Annotated in this window: 14 protein-coding genes; all 14 read right to left on the reverse strand. The window is 35.0% G+C overall.

What is annotated here, in order from left to right; all coding sequences use genetic code 11:
* Positions 1 to 61: 61 nt before the first annotated feature.
* Positions 62 to 652, reverse strand: coding sequence for a hypothetical protein (locus tag NTZ27_08385; protein ID MCX6174750.1), 591 nt, complete (start codon positions 650 to 652; stop codon positions 62 to 64).
* A complete protein-coding gene (locus tag NTZ27_08390) occupies positions 649 to 1,119 on the reverse strand; it encodes a hypothetical protein (GenBank protein MCX6174751.1) in 471 nt (156 codons plus the stop codon). The genes NTZ27_08385 and NTZ27_08390 overlap by 4 nt, the downstream gene beginning before the upstream one ends.
* Positions 1,120 to 1,391: 272 nt before the next feature.
* The gene (locus NTZ27_08395; protein ID MCX6174752.1) at positions 1,392 to 2,822 is read right to left on the reverse strand and encodes an RsmB/NOP family class I SAM-dependent RNA methyltransferase; all 1,431 of its coding nucleotides are present in this window, start codon (positions 2,820 to 2,822) and stop codon (positions 1,392 to 1,394) included.
* A 1-nt stretch (position 2,823) separates the two neighbouring features.
* Entirely contained in the window at positions 2,824 to 3,249 is a 426-nt protein-coding gene (locus tag NTZ27_08400) for a hypothetical protein (protein MCX6174753.1), read from the reverse strand.
* A gap of 121 nt (positions 3,250 to 3,370) precedes the next feature.
* Positions 3,371 to 4,534, reverse strand: coding sequence for a hypothetical protein (locus tag NTZ27_08405; GenBank protein ID MCX6174754.1), 1,164 nt, complete (start codon positions 4,532 to 4,534; stop codon positions 3,371 to 3,373).
* Positions 4,535 to 4,557: 23 nt separating this feature from the next.
* Positions 4,558 to 5,343, reverse strand: coding sequence for a prolipoprotein diacylglyceryl transferase (gene lgt, locus NTZ27_08410; GenBank protein MCX6174755.1), 786 nt, complete (start codon positions 5,341 to 5,343; stop codon positions 4,558 to 4,560).
* A gap of 162 nt (positions 5,344 to 5,505) precedes the next feature.
* Complete coding sequence (locus tag NTZ27_08415) at positions 5,506 to 6,165, reverse strand: heme exporter protein CcmB (GenBank protein ID MCX6174756.1); 660 nt, start codon at positions 6,163 to 6,165, stop codon at positions 5,506 to 5,508.
* 3 nt (positions 6,166 to 6,168) lie between these two features.
* Entirely contained in the window at positions 6,169 to 6,807 is a 639-nt protein-coding gene (locus NTZ27_08420; protein MCX6174757.1) for an ABC transporter ATP-binding protein, read from the reverse strand.
* Positions 6,800 to 8,446: a hypothetical protein gene (locus NTZ27_08425; GenBank protein MCX6174758.1), complete on the reverse strand. Its 1,647-nt coding sequence runs from the start codon at positions 8,444 to 8,446 to the stop codon at positions 6,800 to 6,802. Before NTZ27_08425 ends, NTZ27_08420 begins: the two co-directional genes overlap by 8 nt.
* Positions 8,443 to 10,575, reverse strand: a complete 2,133-nt coding sequence (locus tag NTZ27_08430) for a VCBS repeat-containing protein (protein ID MCX6174759.1) — start codon at positions 10,573 to 10,575, stop codon at positions 8,443 to 8,445. The genes NTZ27_08425 and NTZ27_08430 overlap by 4 nt, the downstream gene beginning before the upstream one ends.
* Positions 10,535 to 11,005, reverse strand: a complete 471-nt coding sequence (locus NTZ27_08435) for an acyl-CoA thioesterase (protein ID MCX6174760.1) — start codon at positions 11,003 to 11,005, stop codon at positions 10,535 to 10,537. Before NTZ27_08435 ends, NTZ27_08430 begins: the two co-directional genes overlap by 41 nt.
* Entirely contained in the window at positions 11,002 to 11,745 is a 744-nt protein-coding gene (gene bamD / locus NTZ27_08440; protein ID MCX6174761.1) for an outer membrane protein assembly factor BamD, read from the reverse strand. Before bamD ends, NTZ27_08435 begins: the two co-directional genes overlap by 4 nt.
* A gap of 80 nt (positions 11,746 to 11,825) precedes the next feature.
* The gene (locus NTZ27_08445) at positions 11,826 to 12,425 is read right to left on the reverse strand and encodes a hypothetical protein (protein ID MCX6174762.1); all 600 of its coding nucleotides are present in this window, start codon (positions 12,423 to 12,425) and stop codon (positions 11,826 to 11,828) included.
* Positions 12,426 to 12,618: 193 nt separating this feature from the next.
* Entirely contained in the window at positions 12,619 to 13,470 is an 852-nt protein-coding gene (htpX, locus tag NTZ27_08450) for a zinc metalloprotease HtpX (protein MCX6174763.1), read from the reverse strand.
* Positions 13,471 to 13,475: the final 5 nt, after the last annotated feature.

Consider the following 13,475-nt stretch of genomic DNA (forward strand, 5'->3'; position numbering starts at 1 on the left):
AATAACAATTCTTCGCAGAAGAGATAAAGCGCTTGTCTTCGATAACTGTTAAGCAAATTCATCATGGCTTTGCCTGCCAAAGGAAAATATTCACACCGAGCTTGAAGGTATTGTCCTCGCGGCTGAAGGCGTAGTTATACCCTGGTGATGCCGTGGGATTGTTGAGGTTCGCGACCAGCCACCAAGTGTGTTGATATTGTATTGTCAGCGATACCGGCTTTCCGAAACTCTGCAAGAAGCTCGGCTGGAATTCACCACCGATACCGAGAGTGAAACCCAGCACTGTCGTGTTGCTCGATGTAACGGGTCCGCCGAAGTTGATGTTGAGATCGTGGTTAAGCAAGCTCACGCCACCGATCCCGTAAATGAAAATATCCGAAGTTGTTACGACGCCTCCCTTCACTCCTGCAGCGGCAATCCAATGCGTTGTGGTACCGAGGAAAGTTCCGCCGCCGAACGTGTGGTTGATGGTCTGGTTGATTAAATCGAATGAGATGAACGGACCACCCACAATATTATTGTTCCACAGCGCCAAGTTGTAGCCCGCAACTATGTCTGCTCCTAACGGATCGCCCGAATCTGTGAACTGGTTGGTAACCGCTCCGGTAGCAGCCGAAGTTTCCGTTGATCGGACACGACCCGAATTCTTCATGAGCTCACCGCCACAAGATACATGCCTGACCAACCGGGAGTTAAAGAGGAAACCTTAGGCGACTCGGGTGTAGTGCTGGTTGTGGACAGTGGACATGGGACGCGGACAAAATTCTGGCCGGTCTTAGGGTTGAAAGCGTGCTTACCGTCGAGATCGACATCACTCCCGTGTGGTGTTGTAGGAATAGACTGACCAGTCTTTGAGTCTCTCCAATTTCCATTGTCATCTAAGAAATAATTCTTACCACTTTTGGAGTTAAAGGCGTGTTTACCGTCGAGATCGACATCACTGCCGCGTGGCTTTGTGGGGACTTGTTTTCCTGTCTTCGCATCTATCCATATCCAGCAATCGCTCTTAGTTTCTTTGCCGGCACTTTGCCCGAAAATACTTCCATGATAAAGCAGTACTAACATAATCGTAAAAAATAATTTTACGAAAAAACTTTTACAGAATTCTATTTCTTTCATTTTATATCCTCTGCTTAGATATTTATTGTTTATACAAATTATTTGAAATCATTTTCCGTTGTGAACCGGACAACGAATTTACAAGTCGAATACTAATTTCAAAAAAAATATTTTTTCATTTGATGGAAGTGAAGTACAAGACATGATATACTTTTATAATAAGATAAATTATAAGATTAACATTATCAATCTAATTTTTGTAAATCCGAGATAACCAGCAGGCGTTTATCTTAATTTGATTTGTAAGTAGGAATGATTGTTAAAAAGTTTTATTAATGTTGTAAAATTATCTCTTGCGTTCTAAATGCTCGCGGGAATTGGCTTTTCAATCCTTCTTTGGACGCAACTGCCGTTCCTAGAAAATAGTTTTTGTATTTAACAACTTTTTGCCCACCAACTTCTAAATGTTTTTTTATTGTTCCGCCGCTGAAGTAAATATTAAGTTCGGAGACATTCTCAAGTTCAATAATATTTTTAGTAATTGCTACACCAAAAACCTGAGCTGCAAGCGGATTTAGTTGAAGGATGCCGCGTTTATCAATAGTACCAAGTCGTGTTCCAATTCTATTAAAGGATTCGAGATGATCGCTGTTCCAATCGTTACTAACAAAATGAATATAATTGTTCTTGATTAAATATTTGAAGTCATCAAATTTATTTCGATCTATTCCATAATAATCAGAAAGAATTTTTAGATAACTATTTACTTTCCCGCTGGATGATTTGATCAGATCATATTTTTTTTCTTGTCTCACGGTTCGCTCTAACGGTTCGGTCTTATCAATCTTTTTCAGTTTGGCAACAAAAAAACCTTCGCTTTCAATTTCCCAAGGAAAGATCCGTCGGGTTTTCTTTAACTCACTGCTAAGAGTTTCATCTCCAAATTTTGTATATCCTTCATTGCTTTTAACTGGCAAATCTATTTCTTCCAGTTCAACAGGATATTTATTCAACACTTTATTGATTACCATTTCATTTTCTTCAAACGTAAGCGTACATGTCGAGTAAACAATTTCGCCGCCTATCGCGCACATTTTTATAGCAGCAATAAGAAGCCGTAATTGTAAGTCTGACATTCCTTCAGCTTTGCGCTGATTCCACCAATTACTAACTTCACCTTTTTTCTGAACGATTCCCAAAGCGCTGCACGGTGCATCAACTAAAATTTTATCAAACCGGTTTTCAAATTGCTTACTCAGCAATTCTCCTTTGCCGTGAAGAATACCAACATTCACCAGACTCATTTTATCTACATTAAAAACCAAGCTTTTCAACCGGTCAACGGAAATTTCATTTGCTATCAATGTTCCGTGGTTATTCATTAACTCTGCGAGCTGTGTTGTTTTAGAACCCGGTGCAGCACATAAATCTAAAACTGCATCGCTGCTGCTTGGATTAAGAACAAGTGCCGGGATCATTGACGACAAACTTTGTATATAATACTTGCCGAGAATAAACTCGAGCGTTTTGCTTACAACTTCTTCGCCGGAGATTATACGAAATGCATTTTTAATATTGGGAATAGTCTGGAGATTGATTCCGTAACTCCTTAAACGTTCTTCCAGATCATAATTATCATTCAGTAAAGAAGTTCTGAGATAAGGTTTGTACTGGCTGTTATGATATTGTTTATAATTAATTAGAAATTCTTCCCCGAGGTGCGTGCGGATATAATCTGTTATGTTACTGCTAAGTTCGATCAAACTATTGTCGTGTGAGGTTGAGTGAGTTGAATACTTGTATTGAAATTCTTTTAAATCCTTTCGAGTTCGGAAAATTCTGTTTGAATTCTTTTTCCATTTCTTTTAAGAATGAGTCAAGATGTTTTTCGTAATCGCGCACGGTTTCATAAACATGCATTCCTTCCTTCGGTATTTTTATCTGAAGTGGTTTTAATCTGTTTGCATAGAGAACATATTTTGCTTTAAAGTGATCGTCAGTAGTAAAAATAGTGTCGCCAGGTTCATTTGTGATTTGGTAGCTGTCAAAAAATGGCGGTGGAAGAAAGAGAATTTTTCCGGGAAGAGAAATTTCTTCGTATTCAGCCGAGCCGATAAAATCATCCGGGAATGATTTTAACTTCTCTTTGATTTTCTCAACCCAATTTTGTGTAAATTCTTTTTCTGTCATGACCTAAATAAAAAAATTAAGTTTTTGTTATCACGACCCCGAGAGACTTCGGGGGAAGTGATCTGGTTTCAATTAAAGATTGATTCTCCCGCTAAAGCGGGATTGCACTGACAATTGAAAATTATTTTACCGATTTAAAATTTATATCAACTGCCTCCGGGTTTTCAATCCAATCAGCAACAAAAACATTAGTATCGTGTGACGGTTTCCTATCTGTTCTTCTGTTAGAACTAAAAGCTATTTTTTTACCATCGTATGAAAACATAGGAAATGCATCGAACGTTTCTGAATTAGTGATTTTTTCAAGCCCGGTACCGTCAATATTAATCATAAAAACATCAAATGTCCTTCCACCCTTATCCACCGAGTGATTATTAGAACAGAACAAAATCTTTTTTCCATTAGGGTGAAAGAAAGGAGCCCAATTAGCACCCGGAAGGTGCGTAACTTGTTTTGCATTCTTGCCGTCAATATCAGCCATAAAAATATTTAGTTCTTTCGGTTCAACATAACCTTCAGAAAGCAATTTCTTATAAGTTTCTGCTTCATCGCCCTGCGGTCTGCTGGCACGCCAAATAATTTTTTTAGAATCGCGAGAAAAGAAAGCGCCGCCGTCGTATCCTAATGTGTTAGTAAGTTGTAAATATTTTCCTGTTTTCATTTCATACCGCCATAGTTCCAAATCACCTGAACGTGTTGAAGTAAAGATTATATATTTACCGTCCGGTGATTCAGTGGCTTCGGCATCGTAACCTTCTCCGCCAATCAATATTTTTAGGTTAGATCCGTCTTTGTTTGCAATATAAATATCATAGCTGTTGAACAACGGCCAAACATATCTTCCGCCGCTAAACGTCTGATGTTCAGGGCATTTATCACCTGCAGCATGAGTAGAGGCATAAATAATTCTTCCATCTTTAAGAAAATAGCTGCAAGTAGTTCTTCCCTTTCCTGTTGAAATTAATTCATACCGTTTCCCATTTTCAAGTAAAGAGCCATCAATATTCATTTTGAAAATTTGATCGCACGGTTGTGAATTAATTTCATTCCAATCGCTTTGAAATGTCAATTGTTTATTATCAAAACTCCAATATGCTTCGGCATTGTTCCCGCCGAAGGTAAGCTGTTTTATGTTACGAAGATGAGTTTCACCGGTAAACCGAGGTGTGTCTAACGATGGATTATAATTTTGTTTTTGCACCGTTGATGTAAAAGAAAAAAGTAACGGCATTACAAAAAGAATTAGTAATAAAGAAGTTCGCGAAGAAATAATTTTATTTTTCATCAAAGTTTGTTCTTTCTAAAAGGTTACTGAATTTTAATGACTTTTTTATCTTTGCGGAATAGAAAATAAATTCCCATGATCACAAAAGGAATGCTTAAGAGTTGTCCCATATTCAAAAATAATTTTTGCTCGAAGAGGGATTGATTCTCCTTAAAAAACTCAACAAAAAATCTGAACCCGAAAATGGAGATAAGAAACAATCCGAACAGCAGTCCATTCTTGAATTTTCCTTTAACTCTAAAATAAAACGAAAGCAAAAAAATAAAGATTAACAAATATGCAATTGCTTCGTAAAGCTGAGCCGGATGACGTGGAATATTATCCACAGAGACAAATATAAATCCCCAATTTCCATTAGTTGGTTTACCAATTATTTCCGAGTTAAATAGATTTCCCAAACGGATAAAAAATCCTGAGAGCGCAACTGTTATAACAACACGATCCATAATCCATAAAAATGAAATTTCTTTTTTCTTTCGGGTATAAAGCATAAGAGCTGTTATTATTCCAATTCCCGCACCATGACTTGCCAAACCGCCTTTCCAAATTTGAAGTATTTCTAACGGATGACTTAAATAATAATCGGGATTATAAAAAAGACAATGACCGAGGCGTGCACCGAGAACAGTTCCAAGAATCATATACCAAACTAAATCGTTTAGATCATGTTCTGATTTATTTTCTCTCTTAAAAATGATCATCATAATCTGGTATCCGACAACAAACGACATTGCAAAAAGAAGTCCATACCAGCGAATTGTAACAGGACCGATCGAGAAAATATCAGGGCTTATATTCCAATTTATCAAGTTTACCTTTTTTTATGGTTTGTCTTTAACTGACTTGAAGATAGCAGCCTAAGAGACAAAATAGATTTTGGCGTTCGGCTGTGATAGCAAATTTACATAATAGGCGGTTAATAAAGCAACTAAGCAAATATGCTCTTTTGAATCAAAAAAAGGATTAGACAATCATTCTTCCCAAATAAAATCGAATAACAGATAGGAAGCCGTTAACATGATTACATCGTAACAAACGAGAACGGCAATTTCTACAAATGAACTGCTGACGGAATTACCATCCATTGCAAATTTGGTTAGCTCAAGAAGTGTGAGAATTAATGGAAGTAAAATCGGGAAAGATAAAACCGGGTAGAGTGTTCCTTTTGAACTGGCTTTGGATATTATTGCTGCGATGATCGTTGATGAAATTGCAATTCCGATATTTCCAAACAGAAATGCAATTGCAAATAATGTGAAATTTTTTATTATGAAAGAATTGAATAGGATCGAAAAAAGAAAAGTAATTACAAAGTTCATTAAGAAAACGAGCAAGAGATTAAAAATAAGTTTGCCTGAAAATATAGTTGATGGTGCAGCAATTAAATGAAGTGTCATTGTTGTTCCGCGCTCTTCTTCTGATACAAAAGCGCGTGAGAGTCCCGACATTGCTGAAAAAAATATTACTACCCATAAAAGCCCGCCAGTTAGATACTCTGAGATCTTTTCACTTCCAATTGAAAACATTATTACGCTGATTGTAACCATGATGAACATCGCGAGCGCATTAATTGCATAACGCGTGCGCAGTTCCGATTGCCAATCCTTTTTAAAAAGCGAATATGCTTTCATCTATCAATTTGCTCTTTTAAATTTTTCCAATTCAATTACTTGACTACATAATGCAATGTCCGAATCTTCATTTGAAGCAATTATAACCAAATTATTTTCAGCTTCTTTCTTAATTAATTCATAAACTTTTTCTTTGCCGAGATTATCTAAATTTGATGTTGGTTCATCTAAAATTATTAGAGATGGCTTGTGCAGAAGCGCAAAAATAAATTTCAACCGTTGTTTCATTCCTGAAGAATACCCGCGGACAAGATCATTTTTTCTGTCAATAAGTTTTAGTTCATTAAGTAAGTAGTCTGAACGTTCTTTATCGAAACTAATCCTTCTAATATTCGAAAAGTGTAAAAGATTTTCTTCGGCGGTGAATTCATCATAAAGAAAAAGATATGGTGAAACAAAACCAATGTGATTGTGAAGTTTGACGGATTCCACTTCTTTCAAATTATTTTTATGAATAACTTTTCCGCGCGTGGGTGAAATTAAATTTGCAATAATTTTTACTAACGTTGATTTGCCTGAACCATTCGGTCCGGATATTCCATAAATATGTTGCGATGAAAAAGAAAAATTAATTCCGTCAAAGATCAGTCGTCTTCCGAAATATTTAACAAGATTATTTAGCTCTACTGTGTAATTAATCATTGTGAATAACGAACTTCCCTTTTTTAATTGTATCCCCCGTTTTAGTTACAAAGATATAAACGCCAGTTCCCAACTTCTTGCTGTTATTATCCAAACAATTCCACGAAATTATTTGATTGCCAACAATATTAATTAGACCTGAATAAACCAAATTCATATCAACAGAATAAATGTAAAGTTGTGCTGTTTTTTCACCGTTAGCGGCAACCGGAAAGTTTATTACATTATACAAAGAATATTTGAACGGCTGCGGGAAAGGATAATCTATCACAGTAAACATAACATTACCGCTCAATACATTTGCTTCGGTTAAACTATTGCTTGGTGGCTCCAGCTTTGAGTAGAAATTTTCCGCAATCTTTTTCCCGCCAGTTATTGATGATGTAGATAAAGTATATATAAAAGATAAAGTAGAAACAGGTGAAGAAATTCCGCCGGCAATATCACTATTGGTGATAAGTGTAATAACAGAATCTTTTCCACCGTTTGAATTAGAATACATCTTATAAAAATTATTCGATACGGCTTCGGAACTCACAGTAATAGAATTTGTAATTTCAGTCGGGTTAATAAGAGGATAGTTGGCTGCTTCCTTGAAATATTTATTAAGAATGGATCGCCCACCCGTAAAATATGTCCACTGTCCAAATTTGTTAAACTCTGTTTTAAAATCAGAGCCAGTTTGCTGTTGCTGGATTGCTTTGTCAATTGCATTGAGTGCACGCTCTACCGGCATTAATTCCCATGTTAGTTTAATAATGTTTGCCCCGAATCTGTCTTTAAGAAAGATATTCCAGATTGCAAGATCATATCCATCGTTAGAAGAAAATGCTCTTTGCGGATTTCTGAAATATGTGTCCAAATATTGATAATAGTCGTTAATGTTATCGTAAACAAACTCTTCCATTGATGTTGATGTTAGCTCATGATAAAATAAATCTTTTGGCCAGAAGCCGTAATGACCTAGCTGTATTGCGTGATGAAATTCGTGTGCAATTGTTACCTTAGCAGCATTTATTCTATGCGTGTAAAACCCTGTTCCAAAAGCGTTATCCATTATAATATAACTCGTAGAAGATAGGGGATTTAATGAATCTTCAGGTACAGTTTCCCCGTAATAACCTAAACCTGATATAAGATAAATATCATAGCGATCATCACCGCCATTTAGAAAATCTTTGGGTGGCGGAAGATAATTCAGAAATCCAACCTCATAGTTATAAGTAGAATCCGCAGCAATGGCTAATGAGTCCAAATACTTCTTTTTATAGATCGTCAATTGATCAGCAGATAATGTATTTCGAATATTCTCAGGAACATAATCTGGGAAGTTGGCTTTGTTAAAATGTATCCTGAATATTTTAGAAGGGCTTACAAAACTTGTATCGGTTGTAGGTCTATTCAGTACTGATTTAAGAAGAGTTTTTTGTTGTACACTAAATTTATCGTAATTCATTTTCACTTGATTAACAATCCCGAATCCGCATTTGATAGGAAGATTGGCTTCGCCGGTAATTTGCGTTTTTACATTTTGATTTATTCCTCTTACACGTAAAAATTCATTGTACAATGAATCTATATTTTGTGCTGATGATATTAAGACCGGGATAACAAAAAGAAGTACTGAAAATTTCTTCATTTAATTTTTTCAAAAGTTATTGTATTAAGTAAGCTGTTTGAATAGATCAAAAATGTTTTTCTATTGTTTAAGACAGTAACAAGATAATTATTGATATTTTTTGAAACAAATAAATCCTTTTCGATTGGTGTTTTTTCTACACCCATAAATGAAATTCTCCGAAGTTTACCGCTTGCATTATAAAAATAAAAAGACAGTTCATCACCATCGCTGCTTATATTATATGCGGTTGTTACATTTTTATATATAGAAATTTTTAAGTGATACTTGTTCATCTTGCTATTGCTGAATGTATAAAGAAAAGAATTGTTATTGTTAGTAATCCAGAATGTAACGGGTTTTGCCCGGCCGATTAATTCGTTTAGACAAATAACTGTATAATTAAATTTATCTCTTTCATTCAAATTAAAATTGAGAAGAATTTTACGATCAATAACTTTATTATCAAAAACTGTTTTAACCAGATTGATTTGATTTTCTTTTTTCTCAACACTGTATATATCTTTATAAATTCCGAATGTTAACCATGATCTTTCAACGTTAGAATCAATTAAATTAATTTGTGAAGAGAAAAGACTGAAATCTCTAAACTCGAATTCCTGTAAATATGTTTTATTATCTTTTATAATCAACGCATAAATATTTTGACGGTCTTTCAAACGATCACTTATTACTTTAAAATCTTCAAGTAAACCGTCCGCGTACAAAGTTTGTCTTTTGTAACTATGATCGTCAAAATTCATTCTAATAATTTCAATCGTGCTTTTATTTGAATAACAATAGAAAGTTTTTATTCTTGATTTATTTTCATCAACAATTATGTCTGTACAATCAGATAGAAGCGGAATACTAAAATATGTTCTGAACAAATTTCTTCTCTCACTTAATACAAGTTTTAGTGCATTCTCTGTCTCATCAATAAAACAAACATCCTTAAATTTATCGTTCAGATAATCAAAAGTTGTTAATGCGGTTGGTTTAAGTCCAAGCGAAATCGAAAAAGAATCGTCATTAATTCCCGGTTTGTTAATAAGGTATATTTTCCCTTCAGTGCTAATGAGAGCTAATTTCTTTCCGGTTCGATCTATGTATGCTGTTAAGTCTGCAAGTCCATTTTTCTGCAGATAAATAATTGGCGGGTAAAACTCATTTGTACTTTTCGCAAATGAAATATATAATGTTCCGCTTTGAGTATTTATAAAAGCAATATCGTTATAACCGTCTCCGTTAAAATCAAGAATTGCATATTTATCAGGCTTAACAGGGGTTTCTAAAATAAACTTTTTTTGAAATGAGGAAACCGAATCCCCAAGCAGAACTTCGAAATGATTATCCTTGATATAAACCAAATCATTAAATCCGTCGGAATTAAAATCGGCAGTTTTGAATTCGCTTATATCACCGTTCAATCCGATAGAACGAGATTCTGTAAAATTTCCAGATCCGTTATTATAGAATAACAAAATAGAATTTGAATAGAGATCAACAGCAGCAATATCCGGGAATGAATCGTAATCCAAGTCAATAAATGTTGAAGCCAAAAATACTTTCCCGGGTTCAATGCTTGTTTCATGAAGACTTCTATTTTTTTCTTTTATGATAGAAAGTCCGTTGAGCGAAGTCCCGGAAACTAATACTTCCGGTTTTCCGTCACCATCTATATCACCAACATCAATGTTTGAAGGATAACCATTCAATTTAATTTTACTTTGTGAAGAGATCGTACCGGTTTTAGAGAATGAAGCAACTCCGATTTGTCTTGTTTTGCGCGAGAGAAAAATAAATTTTTTCCCAGATGAATTATTACTAAAGGAATGAATATTAGAAATGGCAATCGGAGAATATTTTTCTGATAGATTTATTAGGTCTGATTTTTTATCTGATAGAGCCGAAACATATTTATTGTTCAATGAATTATAGATCAATAAATCTCTATAACCATCTGAGTTGTAATCTATGGGAAATATATTAGTGAAATTCTTCTTTACAGAAAATTCCCTGTATCTGCAAAAACCGTTTATTGGAATTTGAGCAATGATGTCGGAGAAAAAAAAGAGAGTGACAAGAAATGAATATAATATAATTTGTTTAACCGCCGAGACGATTTTTTCTTCTTTGAAGTGCTTCATCAAATCTTCTTTTTTCGTCATCTGTTTCAGGTGCAATTTCGAATGTATCAACCGGATTTCCATTATCATCTACACTAACAAAAGTTAAGTATGCTGTATTAGTGTGAATGCGTATTCCATCTAAGAGTGATTCTGCAAATACCGTTACTCCAACTTCCATAGAAGTTCTATATGCACGGTTCACTGATGCAATTAAAGTTACAACATTGCCAAGTTTAATGGGATGATGAAAATCAATCCGGTCAACAGAAGCAGTAACACAAACGCGTTGAGAATGTTTGGCGGAAGAAAGCGCTGCGCAAATATCTATCCAGTGCATTAGTTGACCGCCCAATAAATTTCCGAGTTGATTCGTATAATTTGGTAGAACGAGTTCGGTCATTGTAATAATTGATTCGCTTACTTTCTTTTTTTTTCTTGGTTCGATCATTTTTTGCTCATTAACTGCGTTTCTGTTTCTTTAAGCTCTTTTGCGTTTGTGTTATCGGGGTAACGATTAACAAATAAACTTATGTCCGCAAGCGCATCATTATTCAATCCTTTTTTCATCTCTAACTTTATTCTATTGTAAAGAGACAATGGTGCATACTTAGTATCATGATATGTTTCTGCAACAGTGCCGTAATATTTTATAGCTGCACTTTCATATTTCATTTTTTCATAAATCAACGCGCTTTGATAATCTTTCTGAGCCAATTTTTCTGTGAGTATTTTTATTTTTTGTTCTGCTTCTTCAACTTTCTTATTTGCAGGGAAAAAATCTATAAACGCCTGCATTTCCTCAATTGCTTTTTTAGTATATGCTTGATCAAGTTGATAAGGCGGTGATAACTGAAAATACGATTCACCAAGCATGAATTGTGCCTCCGGTACAAACGGACTTGCCGGAATATTCCTGATCAGTTTACTGAATTCATACGCTGATAATAAATATTGCCCGCGTTTGAAGTAGGTCATCCCTAAATAATATTGTGCATCATCATTAAATGCACTGCCGGAATATTGTAATAGAAAACTCTGGAATTGCTGAATTGCCTGTTCATAATCTTCATCATTATAAAGTTGATAAATATAATTATAATATTGTTCTGCGTTGAATTTGCTTGTATCTGCAGAGTTTGAACATCCGATTATAAATGATAAAGATAGAATGACCGCTAATAATTTCATCTTGTTTAACAAGTATTTCCTCTCTTTTAAACGTTGTAAAAATAAACAATTTAGGTTAGCTGTGAAATACCAATTCTACGCTATTTACCGCGAATGCTAAATAGTAAAACAATCGTTACGATTAGAGTCCCGACAACAATAATCGGTTCCCATAAATTTGATAAAAGAGGTGTTGATGGTATTGATGATTGTGTAAACGGTAGTGTTTGATTTTCCAATCCGGATATTTCATCAAGTTTTACGGTATCAATTTGATTTTCTGTATAACTAAATGACTTAATAGTTTTATCGGTTCTTGTAATAGTTAAAGAATAGTTGAACGATATTTCCCTATACAGCAAAAGACCGCCAAACAAACCACCGGAAAAAGGATTTCTGTATTCTACTTTTAGAGAAGTGACTGTATAATTTACTGCTGAGTTTGATTCATTAGCGGAAGTTGTTAATAAATATCCGTGTTCATTGAATGTTTGAAATATTTTCGGTTTAAGAACTTCGAGAATTGGAGACGATGTAAATGAAAGATTAATTGTTTGTTTTGTACCAAGAATAGAATCTGCTCTTGAAACAGATCTGTCAATTAATTTATAAATAACATCAATATTGGTTTTTGTCTGAGCGATAGATGAAACGGAAATCAATAAAGTTAAAATTGGAATTATAAACGGTTTTGTTTTCAATTAATTACAAATTTTGTTGAGGATTGATTTCAAATTAGAAATTCACGAAAGTAAATCCAAACAATAATTTATTTGAATCCTCCAGCTCTGTCATTGCGAACTGATCCCGACTATCGGGAGAAGTGAAGCAATCTCTTGCTTAGCGATTGCTTCATCACTACTTCGTAGTGATTCGCAATGACATACATAAGATCTATCTTCTTCCAGCAGCAATTTCCTGAAGACGTGCAATTCTTTCTTCAATAGGCGGATGTGTTGAAAATAACTTCATCAAAGATTTTCCGCTCAATGGATTTACAATGAACATATGTGCAGAAGATGTTCCGGCATTTGTCATAGGAATTAATTTATTGCCTTGCTGAAGCTTATTCAATGCAGAAGCTAATGCAAGCGGGTTGCCTGAGATTTGCGCTCCGCCTTCATCTGCCATATACTCACGGGATCGTGAAATTGCCATTTGGATTAATAATGCTGCTATTGGTGCTATGATTATTAAAGCCAAATCAGAAAAAACATTTCCTCTATCACGTTCATTCCTTCCGCCGCTGAACATTGCCGCCCATCCAGCCATTCTTGCAATAAAAGTAATTGTTCCAACTAAAGTCGCCGCTATTGTTCCGACCAAAATATCTCTGTTCTTCACATGAGTTAATTCATGAGAAATTACACCTTCAAGTTCTTCCCGCTTTAATAGACTTAATATTCCTGTTGTTACTGCTACCGCACTATGCTGTGGATTTCTTCCTGTAGCAAAAGCGTTCGGTGTTGGATTTTCCATTACATAAACTTTTGGCATCGGCAGCTCAGCTTTCATTGCTAAGTTCTCAATAGAATCATAAAGTTGAGGATACTGCTCGCGTGTAACTTCCTGTGCATGATACATCTTTAAAACTATTTTATCCGAAAACCAGTACGAACCAAAATTCATTACAAGCGAAATTAAAAATGCCACCATCATTCCGGACTGACCACCGATCAAATTTCCGACGAGTATAAATAACACCATCATCACAGTCATCAGTATAACTGTCTTAAAGCCGTTCATCAATT

The sequence above is a fragment of the Ignavibacteriales bacterium genome (assembly GCA_026390775.1).
Taxonomy (GTDB): Bacteria; Bacteroidota; Ignavibacteria; order Ignavibacteriales; family Melioribacteraceae; genus Fen-1258.

Bases quoted from the DNA above. Each gene is read 5' to 3' on its own strand.
- NTZ27_08385 (MCX6174750.1), bottom strand. From the start codon at position 652: ATGAAGAATTCGGGTCGTGTCCGATCAACGGAAACTTCGGCTGCTACC.
- NTZ27_08390 (MCX6174751.1), bottom strand. From the start codon at position 1,119: ATGAAAGAAATAGAATTCTGTAAAAGTTTTTTCGTAAAATTATTTTTT.
- NTZ27_08400 (MCX6174753.1), bottom strand. From the start codon at position 3,249: ATGACAGAAAAAGAATTTACACAAAATTGGGTTGAGAAAATCAAAGAG.
- NTZ27_08405 (MCX6174754.1), bottom strand. From the start codon at position 4,534: ATGAAAAATAAAATTATTTCTTCGCGAACTTCTTTATTACTAATTCTT.
- NTZ27_08415 (MCX6174756.1), bottom strand. From the start codon at position 6,165: ATGAAAGCATATTCGCTTTTTAAAAAGGATTGGCAATCGGAACTGCGC.
- NTZ27_08420 (MCX6174757.1), bottom strand. From the start codon at position 6,807: ATGATTAATTACACAGTAGAGCTAAATAATCTTGTTAAATATTTCGGA.
- NTZ27_08425 (MCX6174758.1), bottom strand. From the start codon at position 8,446: ATGAAGAAATTTTCAGTACTTCTTTTTGTTATCCCGGTCTTAATATCA.
- NTZ27_08430 (MCX6174759.1), bottom strand. From the start codon at position 10,575: ATGAAGCACTTCAAAGAAGAAAAAATCGTCTCGGCGGTTAAACAAATT.
- NTZ27_08435 (MCX6174760.1), bottom strand. From the start codon at position 11,005: ATGATCGAACCAAGAAAAAAAAAGAAAGTAAGCGAATCAATTATTACA.
- bamD (MCX6174761.1), bottom strand. From the start codon at position 11,745: ATGAAATTATTAGCGGTCATTCTATCTTTATCATTTATAATCGGATGT.
- htpX (MCX6174763.1), bottom strand. From the start codon at position 13,470: ATGAACGGCTTTAAGACAGTTATACTGATGACTGTGATGATGGTGTTA.